The sequence below is a fragment of the Teichococcus aerophilus genome, from assembly GCF_014490485.1.
In the GTDB taxonomy this organism is placed as follows: Bacteria; Pseudomonadota; Alphaproteobacteria; order Acetobacterales; family Acetobacteraceae; genus Pseudoroseomonas; species Pseudoroseomonas aerophila.
The window spans coordinates 97,376-112,925 of the sequence record NZ_JACTVA010000001.1 but is presented as its reverse complement, the minus strand read 5'-3'; the positions used below and the strand labels follow the sequence as shown (position 1 = coordinate 112,925).

13 protein-coding genes are annotated in these 15,550 nt (G+C 69.9%); 5 read left to right on the top strand and 8 right to left on the bottom strand.

What is annotated here, in order from left to right; translation table 11 throughout:
- The first annotated feature begins 248 nt into the window (after nucleotides 1-248).
- The gene (locus tag IBL26_RS00460) at nucleotides 249-1,286 is read left to right on the top strand and encodes a D-2-hydroxyacid dehydrogenase (RefSeq protein ID WP_187782468.1); all 1,038 of its coding nucleotides are present in this window, start codon (nucleotides 249-251) and stop codon (nucleotides 1,284-1,286) included.
- Nucleotides 1,287-1,343: 57 nt separating this feature from the next.
- Nucleotides 1,344-2,879, top strand: coding sequence for an ABC transporter substrate-binding protein (locus IBL26_RS00455; protein ID WP_187782467.1), 1,536 nt, complete (start codon nucleotides 1,344-1,346; stop codon nucleotides 2,877-2,879).
- A 66-nt stretch (nucleotides 2,880-2,945) separates the two neighbouring features.
- On the opposite strand, the gene IBL26_RS00450 is transcribed toward IBL26_RS00455, so the two are convergent.
- From IBL26_RS00450 to IBL26_RS00425, 6 genes are all read right to left on the bottom strand, one after another.
- Nucleotides 2,946-3,932 (bottom strand): Bug family tripartite tricarboxylate transporter substrate binding protein, encoded by a 987-nt coding sequence (locus tag IBL26_RS00450; protein ID WP_187782466.1) that lies wholly within the window; start codon nucleotides 3,930-3,932, stop codon nucleotides 2,946-2,948.
- A gap of 69 nt (nucleotides 3,933-4,001) precedes the next feature.
- Entirely contained in the window at nucleotides 4,002-5,162 is a 1,161-nt protein-coding gene (locus IBL26_RS00445; protein ID WP_187782465.1) for a CaiB/BaiF CoA transferase family protein, read from the bottom strand.
- Nucleotides 5,159-6,124 carry a hydroxymethylglutaryl-CoA lyase gene (locus tag IBL26_RS00440; protein WP_187782464.1) on the bottom strand — a complete coding sequence of 322 codons (966 nt, stop codon included), beginning with the start codon at nucleotides 6,122-6,124 and terminating at the stop codon, nucleotides 5,159-5,161. Before IBL26_RS00440 ends, IBL26_RS00445 begins: the two co-directional genes overlap by 4 nt.
- Nucleotides 6,121-7,032: an SMP-30/gluconolactonase/LRE family protein gene (locus tag IBL26_RS00435; protein WP_187782463.1), complete on the bottom strand. Its 912-nt coding sequence runs from the start codon at nucleotides 7,030-7,032 to the stop codon at nucleotides 6,121-6,123. The genes IBL26_RS00440 and IBL26_RS00435 overlap by 4 nt, the downstream gene beginning before the upstream one ends.
- Entirely contained in the window at nucleotides 7,032-8,018 is a 987-nt protein-coding gene (locus IBL26_RS00430) for a Bug family tripartite tricarboxylate transporter substrate binding protein (RefSeq protein WP_187782462.1), read from the bottom strand. Before IBL26_RS00430 ends, IBL26_RS00435 begins: the two co-directional genes overlap by 1 nt.
- 65 nt (nucleotides 8,019-8,083) lie before the next feature.
- Nucleotides 8,084-9,085 (bottom strand): hydroxymethylglutaryl-CoA lyase, encoded by a 1,002-nt coding sequence (locus IBL26_RS00425; protein WP_187782461.1) that lies wholly within the window; start codon nucleotides 9,083-9,085, stop codon nucleotides 8,084-8,086.
- Between the two features lie 122 nt (nucleotides 9,086-9,207).
- Between IBL26_RS00425 and IBL26_RS00420 the strand changes: the two genes are divergently transcribed.
- Nucleotides 9,208-9,927 (top strand): IclR family transcriptional regulator, encoded by a 720-nt coding sequence (locus IBL26_RS00420; RefSeq protein ID WP_187782460.1) that lies wholly within the window; start codon nucleotides 9,208-9,210, stop codon nucleotides 9,925-9,927.
- Nucleotides 9,928-10,009: 82 nt separating this feature from the next.
- Here the strand turns inward: IBL26_RS00420 and nhaA are convergent, their stop codons facing one another.
- Nucleotides 10,010-11,209 (bottom strand): Na+/H+ antiporter NhaA, encoded by a 1,200-nt coding sequence (nhaA, locus tag IBL26_RS00415; RefSeq protein ID WP_187782459.1) that lies wholly within the window; start codon nucleotides 11,207-11,209, stop codon nucleotides 10,010-10,012.
- A 275-nt stretch (nucleotides 11,210-11,484) separates the two neighbouring features.
- A complete protein-coding gene (locus IBL26_RS00410; protein ID WP_187782458.1) occupies nucleotides 11,485-12,522 on the bottom strand; it encodes a LacI family DNA-binding transcriptional regulator in 1,038 nt (345 codons plus the stop codon).
- Between the two features lie 107 nt (nucleotides 12,523-12,629).
- On the opposite strand from IBL26_RS00410, the gene IBL26_RS00405 reads away from it, so the two are divergent.
- Nucleotides 12,630-13,643 (top strand): TRAP transporter substrate-binding protein, encoded by a 1,014-nt coding sequence (locus IBL26_RS00405; RefSeq protein ID WP_187782457.1) that lies wholly within the window; start codon nucleotides 12,630-12,632, stop codon nucleotides 13,641-13,643.
- A gap of 10 nt (nucleotides 13,644-13,653) precedes the next feature.
- Nucleotides 13,654-15,531 carry a TRAP transporter large permease gene (locus IBL26_RS00400; protein WP_187782456.1) on the top strand — a complete coding sequence of 626 codons (1,878 nt, stop codon included), beginning with the start codon at nucleotides 13,654-13,656 and terminating at the stop codon, nucleotides 15,529-15,531.
- Nucleotides 15,532-15,550 lie beyond the last annotated feature (19 nt).

The following is a 15,550-nucleotide window of genomic DNA, read 5'->3' as shown; positions in this document are numbered from 1 at the left end:
CCGCCCATCTCCGCCACGGTGCTTCCTTCCACATAGTGGGAAGAATTGGCGCTGCGCGCCCCTTCCGTAGCCCCACGGCCAGGCAGACTATGCGGGCGCGGATCGCACGCCGCGATGACGAAGGAATCAGCCATGGCCGAGACATTTGCCCCACGCCGCCGCTGCACGGCGGTGACACCCCCGGCCCCGCACACCCTCAGCCGGACGGTTCTGCCCCTCTGCCGCGGCCGTCAGGCGGAGGTGGCGGCATGAGCGAGCGGCAGACCATCGTCATTGCCAGCCCGGTGGAGGCGGAGCACGTCGCCGCCCTGCGACAGATCGCACCGGACCGCCTGGAGGTGCTGCACGAGCCCGCCCTGCTGCCGCCGGTCCGCTACACCGCCGACCACAAGGGGGCGCCCTTCACGCGTGATGCGGCGCAGGAGCAGGCGTGGCGTGCGCTGCTGGCCCGGGCCGACATCCTGTGGGACTTCCCGCCGGCCGAGTTGCTGGACACCATGCCGAAGCTGCGCTGGATCCAGGCGACGAGCACCGGCGTCGGCCCGCTGGCGGAGAAGCTGCGCCTGGCGGAGCGGGGCGTCACCGTCACCACCGCGCGCGGCGTGCATGCCGGGCCGCTGGCCGAATGGGTGTTCATGGCGCTGCTGCAGCATGTCCGTGGCCTGGACCACCTGCGGCAGGAACAGGCGGCACGTCGCTGGGTACGCTATTGCGGGGAGGATCTGGCCGGCCGCACCCTGCTGCTGGTCGGCGCCGGCGACCTGGCGCGCGGCTGCGCCCGCATCGGCAAGGCGCTGGACATGCGCGTCGTCGCCCTGGCCCGCCGCCCGGGGCTGGAGCGGTCCCATGCCGGGCTGTTCGACCAGATCGCCCCGGTCTCCGACCTGCTGGAACAGCTGGCGGCGGCGGATGCGGTGGTGATCACCGTGCCGCATACGCCGGAGACGGAGGGGATGTTCGGCGCCGCCGCCTTCGCCGCCATGCGGCCAGGCGCGGCCTTCGTGAATATCGGCCGCGGCCCCGTTGTGGATCACTCGGCGCTGCGCGCGGCGCTGACCGCCGGGCAAGTCGGCTTCGCCGCGCTGGACGTGACGGACCCCGAGCCGCTGCCGCCGGAGGACCCGCTCTGGGCCATGCCCAACGTGCTGATCAGCCCACATTCCGCCAGCACTGTCGCGCGTGAAAATGCGCGCATCGCGGCGATCTTCCGTGAGAACCTGCTGTGCTGGCTCGACCGGCGGCCGGACGACATGCGCAACATCCTCGCCCCCGGCCAGCTCTATTGACCGGACGGCAGAGGCACGATGCGAGGAGACCGGCGCCATGAACAAGGAAATGATGGCATGAAGCTGCTGCCGAGACTGGCCCTGGGCCTGTCCATGCTGCTATCCGCACCGGCCATGGCGCAGGACCTGCGCATCGGCATCCAGGCGCCACCCAGCACGCTGGACCCGCACTGGCTGCTCAACCTGTCCAACACCGGCGCCCTGCGCAACATCTACGAGACGCTGGTCACGCGCGATGCGCAGATGCAGCTCAAGCCCGGGCTGGCGCAGTCCTGGCGCGTGGTGGACGACACCACCTGGGAGTTCAAGCTGCGCCCCGGCGTCCGCTTCCACGATGGCGCGCCGCTGACCTCGGCGGATGTCGCGGCCTCCTTCCAGCGCGTGCCGAACGTGCCGGGCAACCCGAACCCGTACACCATCTACCTGGCCGGCGTGGCGGGCGTGGAGGTGGTGGACGACCTGACGCTGCGCATCCGCACCAGCGGCCCGCTACCGATCCTGCCGACCAACCTGACGCAGATCTCCATCGTGCCCCGCTCGGTTGCGGAGAAGGGCAATGCCGAGTTCAACAGCGGCGCGGCCGCCATCGGCACCGGGCCCTTCCGCGTCACCAGCTGGTCCACCAGCGCGCCGCTGGTGATGCGCCGCAACGAGGCCTGGTGGGGCGGCACCGTGCCGTGGGAAACGGCCAGCCTGGTGCCGATCCCGGTGGACAGCGCCCGCGTCGCCGCGCTGCTGGCGGGCGATGTCGATTTCATCAACAACGTTCCGTTGCAGGACGCGCCGCGCATCAAGGGCGACCGCCGCTTCGCGCTGTTCGACGGCCCCTCCGTCTACGCCGCCAACCTGTACCTGGACGTGGAGCGGCCGAACCCGCCGGGCGTCGAGGCAGAGGGCCGCAACCCGATGCGGGATGTCCGCGTCCGCCGTGCCATGTCCCTCGCCCTGAACCGGGACGGGATCGCGCGCCAGATCATGGAAGGCTATGCCGACCCGACCGACCAGCCGGCGCCGCCCTTCATCTTCGGCGCCATCCCTGACCGCACGGTCCCGGCCGCGGACCCGAACGCCGCCAAGGCGCTGCTGGCCGAGGCCGGCTATCCGCAGGGCTTCGGCCTGAACCTGTTCTGCTCGCCAAGCCGCACGCCGAGGATCTGCCAGGCCATGGCCGCCGCCTGGACGCGCATCGGTATCCGCACCACGGTCGAGATCGTGCCGCAGGCCACGTTCCTGACCCGCCGCAACAAGCGCGAATACGGCGCCTTCGTCACCGGCTTCGGGTCCTTGACCGGCGAGACCTCGTATCTGCTCGGCTCGCAGTTGCACTCGGCGGGCGTGGTGCCGGGCCTTGGGACGCTGAATTTCACCGGGCTCGGGACGCCGGAGACGGATGCGCTGATCCAGCGCGCGCGCGCGACGCTGGACGATGCCTCGCGCGGGCAGCAACTGCGCGAACTGATGCAGCGCACCGTGGATGAAAGCCTGATCATCGGCGTCGGCCTGCTGCGTTCGGTGAATGCGGGGCAGGCCCGCCTCAGCTATCAGGCACGGGCCGACGAGGAAGTCCTGGCGGTCGAGATCAAGCCCCGCTGACGCCATCCGTCGCATTGCGCCGGCGGTCGCGGTGGGGGAACGCGCATCGGCGCTCCCCCACCCGGCTCAGGTCACGACGACCTTGGCTTCCTTCACCACCTTGGCCCACTTGATGTTCTCGGCCCGCAGGAAGGTGGCGAAATCCTCGGGCGTCGAGCCGAGGGGCTCGCTGCCCTCGGTCGCCAGCCGGGCGACGACGGCCGGGTGCTGCAGCACCTGCCGGATCACCTTGTTCAGCGCCATGATCTGCGCGGGCGGCGTGTTGGCGGGCGCCACCAGCCCGGTCCAGTTCACCGCCTCGTAGCCCGGGAATCCCAGCTCGGCGACGGTGGGCACGGAGGGCATGGCGCGCATCCGCTGCGGCGATGTCACCGCCAGCACGCGCACCGAGCCCGCCTCCAGCACGCCGCGCGATGCCAGCGGGTTGGCGAAGAACAGGTCGATCCGTCCGGCGAGGAGGTCCGTCAGCACCGGCGCGGCACCGACATAGGGCACCACCACCATCTCGATCCCCGCCTGCACGGCGAACATCTCGCCGGAGAGATGCCCGGTCGTCCCCGCGCCGGAATGGCCGACATTCAGCACGCCCGGCCGCTTGCGCGCATCGGCCACCAGCGCTGCCAGGTCTTGCCATGGCGCCTCCTTGCGGACGATCAGCAGGTTCGGCTGCTGCGCCACGGTGGAAATCGGCGCCAGGTCTCGCAACGGGTTGAAGGGCATGGATGGATAGAGGCTGGGGTTGATGGCGAGGTTCGCCGTCTGCCCCATCCCGATCGTGTAGCCATCCGGGTCCGACTTGGCGACGAGGTCCAACCCGATATTGCCGCCGGCGCCGGAGCGGTTCTCCGTCACCACCGTCCAGCCCGCGATCTCGGTGATGCGGTGCGCCACCTCGCGCGAGATGGCGTCGGTGCCACCCGCCGGCGGATAGGGAATGATAAGGCGCAGCGGCCGGTCCGGCCACGTGGCCGCGCGGGCCTGCCCGGCCAGGAACGGCGCCGCCAAGGCGGCCCCGGCGCCGATCAGGCCGCGCCGGCTGAGGTTGATGGTCATCCCTGTGCTCTCCCTGCGCCCGCCGGTTCATGCCCGGCGGGTCGTTGATGGCTTCTGCAGGCACGCGAACTATTCGGCGGCGTCAGCAACCTTCCTGAACGGGCCGAGGATCTCCTGGGTATGCGCCCCCGCCTGCGGCGGGTCGCTCCGCTTGCCGAGGCGGGCATCGCCGAACTGGATCGGCAGGGCCGGCGTCGCGGTTTCCATGCCATCGGGCAGGGTCAACGGTACCAGCCCGCCCGCGTGGCGCATATGCGGGTCCTCGAACAGGTCCCAGGGCTTGGTGATGCGCGCGAAGGGCAGGCCCGCTTCCTCGCACATCGCCTCCAGCTCCGCGATGCTGTGCTTGCGCAATAGCCGCCCCACCAGCGGTATCAGCTCCGGCCGCCCCTGGGAGCGCAGCGTGTTGCTGGCCCAACGCGCATCGCCCAGTTCCGGCTCGTTCAGCCGCTCGGTGAAGATCTGCCACTGCCGGTCCGTCACCACGCCGATGAACAATTGCACGCCGTCGCTGGATTCGAACACATCGTAGACGCCCCAGGCCCGCTTGCCCGACGGCATCGGCAGCGGCTCCTTGCCCGAGATAGCCTCCTGCAGCATGTGGGTGGAGACGAGGTAGGCCGAGGTCTCGAACAGGCCGGACTGCACATGCTGGCCGCGCCCCGTCATCTCCCGCTGCCGCAGCGCCGCCATGATGGCGACGGAGCCGAACAGGCCTCCCATCATGTCGTTGACCGGCGCACCCGCCCGCAGCGGCCGCCCCTCCGGCCCGGTCATGTAGGCCAGGCCGGTCATCATCTGCACCACCTCGTCCAGCGCCGTGCGGTTCTCGTAAGGCCCGGTCAGGAAGCCCTTCAACGAGCAATAGACCAGCCGCGGATTGCGGGCGGACAGCGCGGCATAGCCCAGCCCCTGCGCCTCCAGCCCACCCGGGCGGAAATTCTCGATCAGCACGTCGGCGGTGTCGATCAGCCGCAGCAACGCTGCCAGTTCCTCCTTGTCCTTGATATCGACCTGCACGCTCTTCTTGTTGCGGGAGAAGGCGGCGAAGAAGCCGGTGCCGGAATTGGTCAGCACGCGGGTGCGGTCCCCCACGCCCGGTGGCTCGACCTTGATGACCTCGGCACCCAGGTCGGCCAGTACCATGCCGCAGCTCGGCCCCATGACCATGTGGGAGAATTCGACGATGCGGATGCCGTCCAGCGGCAACGGGTCGCGTTCGGTGTTCATGCCGCGCGTGCCCGGGCACGGTAGGAACCCAGCCCGCCGCCGCGCAGCATGGCGCTTGGCAGGGCGTGGCCGACGATCTCCTCCGCCAGGGCGGAGGCCGCCAGCAATGCCTCGACATCGACGCCGGTGCGCACGCCCAGCTCCTCACACAAAAACACCAGTTCCTCCGTGGCGATGTTGCCCGGCGCGCCGGGATGCGCCGCGAAGGGGCAACCGCCAAGGCCGCCCGCCGTGGCATCGTATTCCCGCACGCCGAGGCGCAGCCCGGCATGGGCGCAGGCCACCGCCATGCCGCGCGTGTCATGCAGGTGCAGCCCGATGCGCTGGTCCGGGTAGCGTTCCCGCACCGCGCCTACCACGCGTTCCACCTGTGCCGGATTGGCCCAGCCCATGGAATCCGCGATGGCGATCTTCTCGATGGTGCAGCCCGTCTCCTTGGCCAGCGCCATGGCGCCCGCGAGCGCGGCGAGCGACTGGGCCACGGTGACATCGCCGGAGAAATTGCAGCCGAAGGCCGCCATCAGGCTGATGCGGTTGACCGGCACGCCCGCCGCCTGGTGCGCGGCCACGTGCTTGCGCATGGCCTCTATCTGCCCGGCATGGTCGCGGTTGAGGTTCTTCAGCGAGAACGCCTCGGAAGCACTGACGGTGATGGAGCCTTTCACCGTCAGCCGGTCCTTGAACGCCAGAGTACGCTGCAGCCCGGCCGGGTTGAACCAGAGCGCGATGTACTCGACGCCCTCGCGAGGCGTGAAGCCCGCCACCACCGCTTCCGCATCCGCCCAGCCCGGTACCATCTTCGGATTGACGAAGGACGCCACCTGGATGCGCTTCAGCCCGGTGGCGGAGAGTGCGTCGATCAGCGCGATCTTGCGTTCCGTGCTGATAGGGCCTGGCTCGATCTGGAAGCCCTCGCGCGGGCCTTCCTCGGTGATGTCGACGCTCTCCGGCAAATCGCTCATGCTGCTCTCTCACTGGTCTGGGCGGCGGGGTGGTCCCACGCCGCCTGGAGGATGGTTCCCGTGGTGGAATCGGTTATCACGACGCCGCCTTCCGGGCGGAACGCCACATTGGTGGTGAAGCTGCCCCGGCAGGAGCGCAGCGCGGCGATGAGCTGGCCCTGCCCGCCCAGCACCAGCACATGGCCCAGCCCGGCATGCGCGATCAGCAGGTTGCCCCGTGCATCCACCGCCATGCCGTCCGGCCCCGTCGCGCCATGGAAGAATGCGAAGCGGTGCACCTTGGCCGTGCCGCCCTGCGGCAGCAGCGGCACGCGCCACACCGCGTTGTCACGCGTCATGGCGACGTAGAGAATATCCTCCTCTGGCGAGAGGGCGAGACCGTTGGGGCTGGGGCCGTTGCCGATCAGGCAATCCAGGCGCCCGTCCCGTGTCAGGCGGAACACCCGGCCGGTCGGGTCATGCAGCCCGGTCTGGCCCTGGTCGGTGAAGAACAGGTCGCCATTCGTGGCGAAGGTCAGGTCGTTGACGCCCTTGAACCGCTCGCTGTTGCAGCGGGTCAGGATGGGCTCGATCCGCCCGCTCTCGCCATCGAGCGCCAGGATGCCGTTCTTGTAGTCGGCGATGTAGAGGCGGCCATCCGGCGCCAGGGCCAGGCCGTTGGGCTCGCCGTCATACTCGGCGATGCAGTGCCACTCCCCCGCGTCGATGCGGAAGATGCGGCCATGCGGGATATCCGTGACATGCAGCCGCCCGCGCGCGTCGTAGCATGGGCCTTCGATGAAGCTCTCCACCGCCTGCCCGCGCTTGTTGGCGCGCGACCACTCGCTGACCACCGTCCGCCGCAGCGCCGGCGGCATCTCGGTCAGCACGGTGGTGTCGGTGATGACCGGCAGCGGAAACAGGCCCATCACTGCACGGAAACCCCGGCTTCGCGCAGCACGCCTTCCCAGCGTGCCACTTCCGCCGCCACGTAATCCCGCGCCTCGGCCGGATTGTTGCCAACGATGCGGTCGACGCCGAGCGTGGCGAGTTGCCGGCGCACCGCATCCTCCGCCAGCACCGCCGCCGTGGCGGATTGGAGGGTGGTGATGACGGCGGGCGGCGTGCGCGCCGGGGCCATCATCACCTGCCAGACGCTGAAGGTCGCGTCCGGCAGGCCGGCCTCGGCCACGGTGGGCACATCGGGCGCGACGGGGCTGCGGTTCGGGGCGGAGACCACCAGCGCCCGCGCCTGCCCACCCTGCGCGCTGGCGAAGGCGGTGATGCCGGCGTCGTAGAGCATGTCGATGCGCCCGGCGGCGATATCCAGCACGGCGGGGGCGCTGCCGCGATAGGCCACTTCCTCCATCTTCACGCCCGCGGCGCGGAGGAACAGCAGGCTGACCAACTGCAAAGCGCCGCCATTGCCGGCACTGGCATAGCGCAGCCGCCCCGGCTCCCGCTTCGCCCGCGCCACCAGGTCCGCGACGCTGCGGTCCGGCGAGTTGGGCGGCACCAGCAGCACCATCGGGCTTTCCGCCACCACCGTCACCGGCACCAGGTCCGCCACCGGGTCGTAATCCAGGTTGTTGTAGAGCACCCGGTTCACCGCGTGGCTGGTGTTGGTGAACAGCAGCGTGGCGCCATCCGCCTCCGCATGCGCCACGGCGGAGGCGGCGATATTGCCGCCCGCGCCGGTGCGGTTCTCCACCAGGACGCGCTGCGGCAGGCGCCGGCTGAGCCCATCGGCCAGCAGCCGCGCCACCAGATCGGTCGGCCCGCCGGCGGATGCGATCACCACCAGCTTGATCGGCTTGTTCGGCAGGTCCGCCGCCCGTGCCGAGAGAGGCGTGGCCAACGCGGCCAGGCCGGCCAGCAGCCACATTCCTCGCCGCCAGGGTGCCTTCGCAATCATGTCCGTTCTCCTCCTCCCGCCGCGCCCTCTGCCGGGGTCGCTGGCCTGTCTTCTGCGCGGGCCGGTTATCCGGCTGCCGCCACTGAATCGGCGGGCTGGCAGGCGGCGCTGCCGCGCGCGCGGCCGGTGCCTTCCGGCGCCTCGCCACGCCGGGCGTAGCGGAACCCCTTCTCCGTACCGACATCCGGCAGATAGCCGTACAGCGCCTCGCCCGGCAGGCCCTCGGCCAACACGCGCCGCGCCTCGGCCAGCAGGTCGAGGTCGATGCCGGTGTCGAGGCCCATGGCCTCCAGCATCCAGACTAGGTCCTCGGTGACGATGTTGCCGGTCGCCCCTGGCGAGTAAGGGCAGCCGCCGATGCCGCCCTGCGAGGAGTCGAAGGTCGTCACCCCCGCCTCCAGCGCCGCGGCGACATTGGCCAGGCCCTGGCCGCGCGTGTTGTGCAGGTGCGCGCCGCCCGCGCGCTCCCCCAGCTCGGCGCGCAGGCGGGTGAACATGCGCTTCACCTGCGCCGGGTTTGCATAGCCCACGCCGTCCGAGAGGCCGATGCTGTCCGCCCCCGCCCGCGCCAGCCGCGCCGCCATGGTGAATACCCAGTCCTCCTCCACCACACCCTGGATGGTGCAGCCGAAGGCGGTGGAGATACCGATCTCGATCTCCGGCCGCTGCGCCTCCGGCAGGCTGTCGCGCCAGGCACAGACCCGCGCCACTTCCTCGATCGCCTCGTCGCAGCTCATGCGGATATTGGCGAGGCTGTGCAGGTGGGACGCCGAGACCGGCATGGTGATCTTGCGCGTCCCGGCCTCCACCGCCCGCATCACCCCCTTCATGTTGGGGGCCAGCGCCAGCACGGTCAGGCCGGGGATCTGGATGGCGTCCCGCACCACCTCCGCCGCATCGGCCATCTGCGGCAGCAGCTTGGGGTGGACGAAGGAGCCGACCTCGATCTCCCGCAGGCCAGCGGCGGCCAGGGCGCGTACCCAGCGCTGCTTGGCGGTGGTGGGCATGGTGCGGCTGATGCTTTGCAGGCCGTCGCGCGGGCCGACTTCGCTGACCAGGACATCCATCGGCCTTGTTTCCCTCCTGCCCATCGGCGTCTTGCAATTCTATCTAATAGAACGCTATTTCTATTGATAGAATAAGCCTTGCCGTGTCCTGTCAACCGGAAAGGTGGCCGAGGAGCCTCGCCATGCCGCGTTACCAGTCCCGCCAGCTGCCCCAGCCCGCCGCCGATGGCGGCGTCGCGGCCGTCGACCGGGCGCTGATGCTGCTCAAGGCGTTCGGCGCGGGGGATAGCGTGCTGGGCCTCGCGGAACTCGCGGCCCGGACCGGGCTGGTCAAAAGCACGGCGCTGCGGCTGCTGGCCTCGCTGGTGCATGCCGGGTTCCTGCGGAAGCAGGGCCAGGGCTACGCGCTGGGCAACGAGGTCAGCCGCCTGCACGCAGTCCATGCTGCGTCGTTCAACCTGGGGGAAGCGGTGATGCCCGTGCTCCGCCGCCTGAGCGCGGAGACGCGGGAGAGCGCTGCGCTGCATGTGCGCCAGGGCGAGCAGCGGCTGTGCCTTTACCGGGTCGACTCGCCCCAGCCCCTGCGCGATCACGGCCGGGTTGGGGACCTGTTCCCGCTGGACCGCGGCTCCGGCGGGCGCGTGCTGATGGCCTTCAGCGGCGCGGAGGGCGAGATCTACGACCGTATCCGCCGGGACAAATCCGTGATGATCAGCGCCGACCGGGTGCCGGACCTGGCGGGCGCCTCCGCCCCGGTCTTCGACGCCGCCGGGCAACTGGTGGGTGCGCTGACGCTGATCATGCCGACCACCCGCAGCCACCCTTCGCACCAGGCAGCGGTGCGGACGGCGGCCCTGGACCTCACGCAACGCCTCGGCGGCCTGCCGCATCTGTTCAGTTAGCGGCGGCCGCCTCGGTCGGGCCGCCAGCCGAAAGGACGTTCCGCCGGACGTTGGGGAGGGGACATGCCCCTCCCCGCCCACATCAGCTCGCGGCGGTCCCCGGCGCCTTGCCTTCGCGCCGGCTCATCCGCAGCACGGCATACCCGGCCACCCCGGCGACCAGGGAGCCGGCCAGGATGCCGAACTTGACGCGGTCCTGCATCGCGGGCGCGTCGAAGGCCAGCAGGCCGATGAACAGACTCATGGTGAAGCCGATGCCGCAAAGCAGCGACACACCGAACATCTGCCCCCAGCTGGCACCCGCCGGCAGGTCCGCGGCACCGAGCCGGACCATCACGGCCGCCGCGCCGAACACGCCCAGCACCTTGCCCAGCACCAGCCCGCCGGCCACGCCGAGCGTCAACGGCTCCGTCAGCACCGATGCGCTGACGCCGGAGAAGGACACGCCGGCATTGGCGAAGCCGAAGATCGGCACCACCAAGAAGGCCACGGGCAGATGCAGCGCATGCTCCAGCCGGTGCAGCGGCGAATCGACCGGCGCGGCTTCCGGCTTCCCGGGCGTCAGGCGGATCGGGATGGTCAGCGCCAGCAGCACGCCCGCCAGGGTCGCATGCACACCCGAGCGTAGCATCAGCACCCACAGCACCGCGCCCAGCGCCATGTAGGGCAGCAGGCTGCGCACGCCCCGCCGGTTCAGCGCCATCAGCACCACCAGCAGCGCCGCCGCGCCCGCCAGGTCCGGCAACGAAAGGTCGCTGGTGTAGAAGATCGCGATGATGACCACGGCGCCCAAATCGTCGATGATGGCCAGCGCCGCCAGGAACACCTTGAGCGAGACAGGGACACGCGGCCCCAGCAACGACAAGACGCCCAGCGCGAAGGCGATATCCGTGGCGGCGGGAATGGCCCAGCCGCGCAGTGCCGCCGGATCGCCGCTATTGAAGGCAACATAGATCAGCGCCGGCGCCAGCATGCCGCCAGCCGCCGCGACGCCCGGCAAGACGCGCCGCCCCCAGGTGGAGAGCTGGCCGTCCAGCATCTCCCGCTTGATCTCCAGCCCGACCATCAGGAAGAAGACGGCCATCAGCGCATCATTGATCCAATGCTGGAGGCTGAGCGGGCCGATATAGGCGTGGAGCGCGCCGAAATAGCTGCCGGACACCGGCGAGTTGGCGGTGACGATGGCGAGCAGCGCCACGGCCATCAGGACCAGGCCACCGGAGGACTGGCCATCCAGAAAACGGCGAAAGACGTTGGGGCGGGCGTGCGGGTGCTGAACCATCAATGGGCCTGTCGACAGGTGTGTCCACGCTGGCGGCCCGACCAACGATTAACCCTGCCCGTCCGGATCGGAACGAACACCCGGCCTCTGTATTGCACCGCACGCTACACCCCGCAACCGTAAGCGTGCTGCGGCGCTGGCCCGGCAGGGTGGTTCCGGAACGGCCCGGAGGTCCCGGCCGCCTGCCCATCCTCCGGACGCCGCCATGATCCCCGAGGCGGCCTTTTGGGTGCCCTCCCACGATCAACGGCGAAAGGCGGCCGACCGCCCAGGCCTCACGGCAGGTTCTCCCGCAGGATAATTTCCCCGACGGGCCGGCCAATATTCAGGTCGGGGGCGTTGCCGGCGCGGATGTTGTCGAAGATCGCCGCGCAATCCATCAGCAGGGCGCGCGGGTTCTGCGTGATCACCACGTCCATCGTGCCGTCGATCAGCAGGGCGCGGGTATCCGGCGTCAGGCCGTGGCCGATGAACACCACATCCTGGTCCCGCCGCGCCTCCCGCAAAGCGCGGGCGATGCCGGCCGCGGCACCGCCGATATTGTACAGGCCCGCCAGGTCCGGGTGGCGCATCAGCAGCGTCTTGGCCTGGCGGTAATTCTCCGCCTCGTCGTCATGGCCTTCGCGCAGCCCCAGCACCTCGATGGACGGGAATAGCTCGGTGAACAGGTGCAGGAAGCCCATCTCCCGCTCCTCATGCGCGCGGTAGCTGAGGCTGCCGGCGATCATCGCCACCTTGGCGGGGCGGGGGCCGATGAAGCGCGCCATCAGGGAGCCGGCAGTCCGGCCGGTGGAGCGGTTGTCCAACCCGACATAGGCTGCGCGCCGCGTGTTGGCGATGTCGGAGATCAGCGTCACGGTGGGCGTACCGGCTTCCGCCAGCGCATCCACCGCTTCCCGCACCGCCGGATGTTCCAGCGCCATGAACGCGACGCCATCGGCCTCCCGCCCCGCATCGCGCAACGCGCGCGCCAGCAGCGCCGGGTTGAAGGAGCGGATGAACTCCACCCGGGCGGTGAAGCCGAAAGCCTCGAACCGCGCCCGCGTCTCCGTCACCAGCTGCCCGAGCATGGCGAGGAAGCGGTTGGAGCCTTCCGGCAGCAGGAACACCAGCCGCTGTGGCCGCCGCGCCTGCGCGATGTAGGGGCTGCTGTCCAGGATGTAGCCGAGAGCCGCCGCCGCGCGCACCACGCGTTCCACCGTCATGGCGCGCACGCCGGTACGGCCGTGCAGCACGCGGTCCACCGTCGCGGTCGAAACGCCGGCCTCCCGCGCCACATCGGCCACGCGCATCCGAGCCAGGGGCTTATCCATCAGAATCCATCAGAAAACGGGTTTGACGCTGCATATTTGATGCATATAGCGTGGGGTCACCTCAAAACGCATCAAATCATATCAAAAAATGAGGGGAGGTTCAGGACATGACGATCATCACCCGCCGGGCAGCACTCGGCCTCGCCGCCGGCATTCCGGCAGCCCTGCTCGCCACGCCGCGCCTCGCCCGCGCGGCGGAGTTCGAGTGGAAATACGGGCACAACCTGCCCGTAACCCACCCGCTGCACATCCGCGCGCAGGAGGCGGTCGAGCGCATCGCGCGTGAGACCAACGGCCGCGTGGACATCAAGATCTTCCCCAACAACCAGCTCGGCGGCGATACCGACATGCTGTCGCAGGTGCGCAGCGGCGGCATCACCTTCTTCACCCCCTCCGCGCTGGTCATCGCCACGCTGGTACCTGTGGCCGCCATCAACGCGGTGGGCTTCGCCTTCGCGGACTACGACCAGGTCTGGAAGGCGATGGATGGCGGGGTCGGCGCCGCGGTGCGGCAGGCGATCAGCAAGGTCAACCTGCACGCCTTCGAGAAGATGTGGGACAACGGCTTCCGCCAGATGACCACCAGCGGCCGCGCCATCACCGACGCCGCCGCGATGGACGGGCTGAAGATCCGCGTACCGGTCTCCCCCCTGTCGATCTCGATGTTCCGCGGCCTCGGCGCCTCCCCGGCCAGCCTGCAATTCAGCGAGGTCTATTCGGCGCTCCAGACCAAGATCGTCGACGCGCAGGAAAACCCGCTGCCGATCATCCAGGTCGCCAAGCTCTACGAAGTGCAGAAGAGCTGTGCGCTGACCAACCACATCTGGGACGGCTACTGGTTCATCGCCAGCGGCCGCGTGTGGCGCGGTGTGCCGGCGGACCTGCAGGCGATCGTGTCCAACGCCATCAACGAGGCCGGACTCGCCCAGCGCGGCGACATCGCGGGGCTGAATGCCACCGTGCAGGCCGACCTGCAATCCAAGGGCCTGGCCTTCAACCGCACGGACCCGGACAGCTTCCGCGCGAAGCTGCGTGCTGCCGGCTTCTACGGCGAATGGAAAACGCGCTTCGGCGACGAGGCCTGGGGCCTGCTCGAAAACGCCGTCGGCAAGCTGGCCTGAGGACCGCACCATGGCCGGCCAGCTCACCGCCGTCGATCCCGTGGCGCTGCCCAGCGGCATGCTCGCGCGCGCCGCCTTCGGCTTCGACCGCGCGCTGGGCGGCGTGCTGGAAGCCACCGCCGCGGCCCTGGTGCTGGCCGAGATCCTGATCCTCGGCGCCGGCGTCACCGCGCGCTACGTGTTCCACGCGCCGATCATCTGGACCGATGAGCTGGCCTCCATCCTCTTCCTGTGGCTGTCCATGCTCGGCGCCGTGGTGGCGCTGCGGCGGGGCGAGCACATGCGGATGACCGGGCTGGTCAGCCGCGTCGGCCCCGGCACCCGCGCGGTGCTGGAGGCGCTGGCGCTGACCGCCTCGCTCGCCTTCGTGTTGCTGGTGCTGCACCACGCGATGGAATACGCCAGCGAAGAATCCTTCATCGTCACGCCGGCGCTGGAAATCAGCAACGCCTGGCGCGCCTCGGCGCTGCCGGTCGGCCTGGCGCTGATGATCCCGGTGGGGCTGGTGCGCCTGCTGCGTCTCGGACAGCCGCTGGCCGTGCTGCTGGCGGTGGCGCTGACGGCGGGCACCGTGCTGGCCTTCTGGCTGCTGGGGCCGACGCTGAAGCCGCTGGGGCAAGTGAACCTCATCATCTTCTTCGTCGGCCTGGTGGCGGTGAACGTCTTCGCCGGCGTGCCCATCGCCTTCTCCTTCGCGCTCGCCACCTTCGCCTATCTCGCCTGCACCACCTCCACGCCACTGCTGGTGGTGGTGGGGCGGCTGGACGAGGGAATGTCGCACCTCATCCTGCTGGCGGTGCCGCTGTTCGTCTTCCTCGGCGCGCTGATCGAGATGACGGGCATGGCGCGCGCCATGATCGGCGTGCTGGCAGGCCTGCTCGGCCATGTGCGCGGCGGCCTGTCCTACGTGCTGATCGGCGCGATGTACCTGGTCTCCGGCATTTCCGGCTCCAAGATCGCCGACATGGCGGCGGTGGCCCCGGTGCTGTTCCCGGAAATGAAGGCGCGCGGTGCCAAGCCGGGTGACCTGGTGGCGCTGCTGTCCGCCACCGGGGCGCAGACCGAGACCATCCCGCCGTCGATCGTGCTGATCACCATTGGCTCCGTCACCGGCGTGTCCATCGCGGCGCTGTTCACCGGCGGCATGGTGCCGGCGCTGGTGCTGGGCGCCTGCCTCTGCTTCGTGGTCTGGCGCCGCTACCGGCACGAGGACCTCAGCCACGTCACCAGGCCGTCCTGGCCGCAGGTGGGGCGGTTGGCCATCGTGGCGCTGCCGGCCATCGCGCTGCCCTTCATCATCCGCGCGGCGGTGGTGGAAGGCGTCGCGACCGCGACCGAGGTCTCCACCATCGGCATCGGCTACGCCACGCTGATGGGGCTGTTCGTATACCGGCAGTTCGACTGGCGGCGCCTTGGCCCCATGCTGGCGGATACCGCGGCGCTGACCGGCGCCATCATTTTCATCGTCGGCTGCGCGACGGCGATGGCCTGGGGCCTGACGCAATCCGGCTTCAGCCAGAGCCTGGCACGCATGATGGGCGCCATCCCCGGCGGCGCCTATGGCTTCCTGGCGGTGTCCATCGTCGCCTTCATCATCCTCGGCTCGGTGCTGGAAGGCATTCCCGCCATCGTGCTGTTCGGCCCGCTGGTCTTCCCGCTGGCCAAGGCGGCGGGGGTGCACGAAGTGCACTATGCGATGGTGGTGATCTTCGCGATGGGCATCGGGCTTTTCGCGCCGCCCTTCGGGGTTGGCTACTACGGTGCCTGCGCCACCAGCAAGGTCAACCCGGACGAGGGGCTCCGCTACATCTGGGGCTACATGGCCGCGCTGCTGGTCGGGCTGGTGCTGGTCGCCGCCATTCCCTGGTTCTCCATCGGCTTCCTCTAAGCCGTTTCCTCCTTCCGCA

What these genes read in the sequence shown, in the direction of transcription:
- IBL26_RS00460 (WP_187782468.1), top strand. Translation starts at nt 249, where the DNA reads ATGAGCGAGCGGCAGACCATCGTCATTGCCAGCCCGGTGGAGGCGGAG.
- IBL26_RS00455 (WP_187782467.1), top strand. Translation starts at nt 1,344, where the DNA reads ATGAAGCTGCTGCCGAGACTGGCCCTGGGCCTGTCCATGCTGCTATCC.
- IBL26_RS00450 (WP_187782466.1), bottom strand. Translation starts at nt 3,932, where the DNA reads ATGACCATCAACCTCAGCCGGCGCGGCCTGATCGGCGCCGGGGCCGCC.
- IBL26_RS00445 (WP_187782465.1), bottom strand. Translation starts at nt 5,162, where the DNA reads ATGAACACCGAACGCGACCCGTTGCCGCTGGACGGCATCCGCATCGTC.
- IBL26_RS00440 (WP_187782464.1), bottom strand. Translation starts at nt 6,124, where the DNA reads ATGAGCGATTTGCCGGAGAGCGTCGACATCACCGAGGAAGGCCCGCGC.
- IBL26_RS00435 (WP_187782463.1), bottom strand. Translation starts at nt 7,032, where the DNA reads ATGGGCCTGTTTCCGCTGCCGGTCATCACCGACACCACCGTGCTGACC.
- IBL26_RS00430 (WP_187782462.1), bottom strand. Translation starts at nt 8,018, where the DNA reads ATGATTGCGAAGGCACCCTGGCGGCGAGGAATGTGGCTGCTGGCCGGC.
- IBL26_RS00425 (WP_187782461.1), bottom strand. Translation starts at nt 9,085, where the DNA reads ATGGATGTCCTGGTCAGCGAAGTCGGCCCGCGCGACGGCCTGCAAAGC.
- IBL26_RS00420 (WP_187782460.1), top strand. Translation starts at nt 9,208, where the DNA reads ATGCCGCGTTACCAGTCCCGCCAGCTGCCCCAGCCCGCCGCCGATGGC.
- nhaA (WP_187782459.1), bottom strand. Translation starts at nt 11,209, where the DNA reads ATGGTTCAGCACCCGCACGCCCGCCCCAACGTCTTTCGCCGTTTTCTG.
- IBL26_RS00410 (WP_187782458.1), bottom strand. Translation starts at nt 12,522, where the DNA reads ATGGATAAGCCCCTGGCTCGGATGCGCGTGGCCGATGTGGCGCGGGAG.
- IBL26_RS00405 (WP_187782457.1), top strand. Translation starts at nt 12,630, where the DNA reads ATGACGATCATCACCCGCCGGGCAGCACTCGGCCTCGCCGCCGGCATT.
- IBL26_RS00400 (WP_187782456.1), top strand. Translation starts at nt 13,654, where the DNA reads ATGGCCGGCCAGCTCACCGCCGTCGATCCCGTGGCGCTGCCCAGCGGC.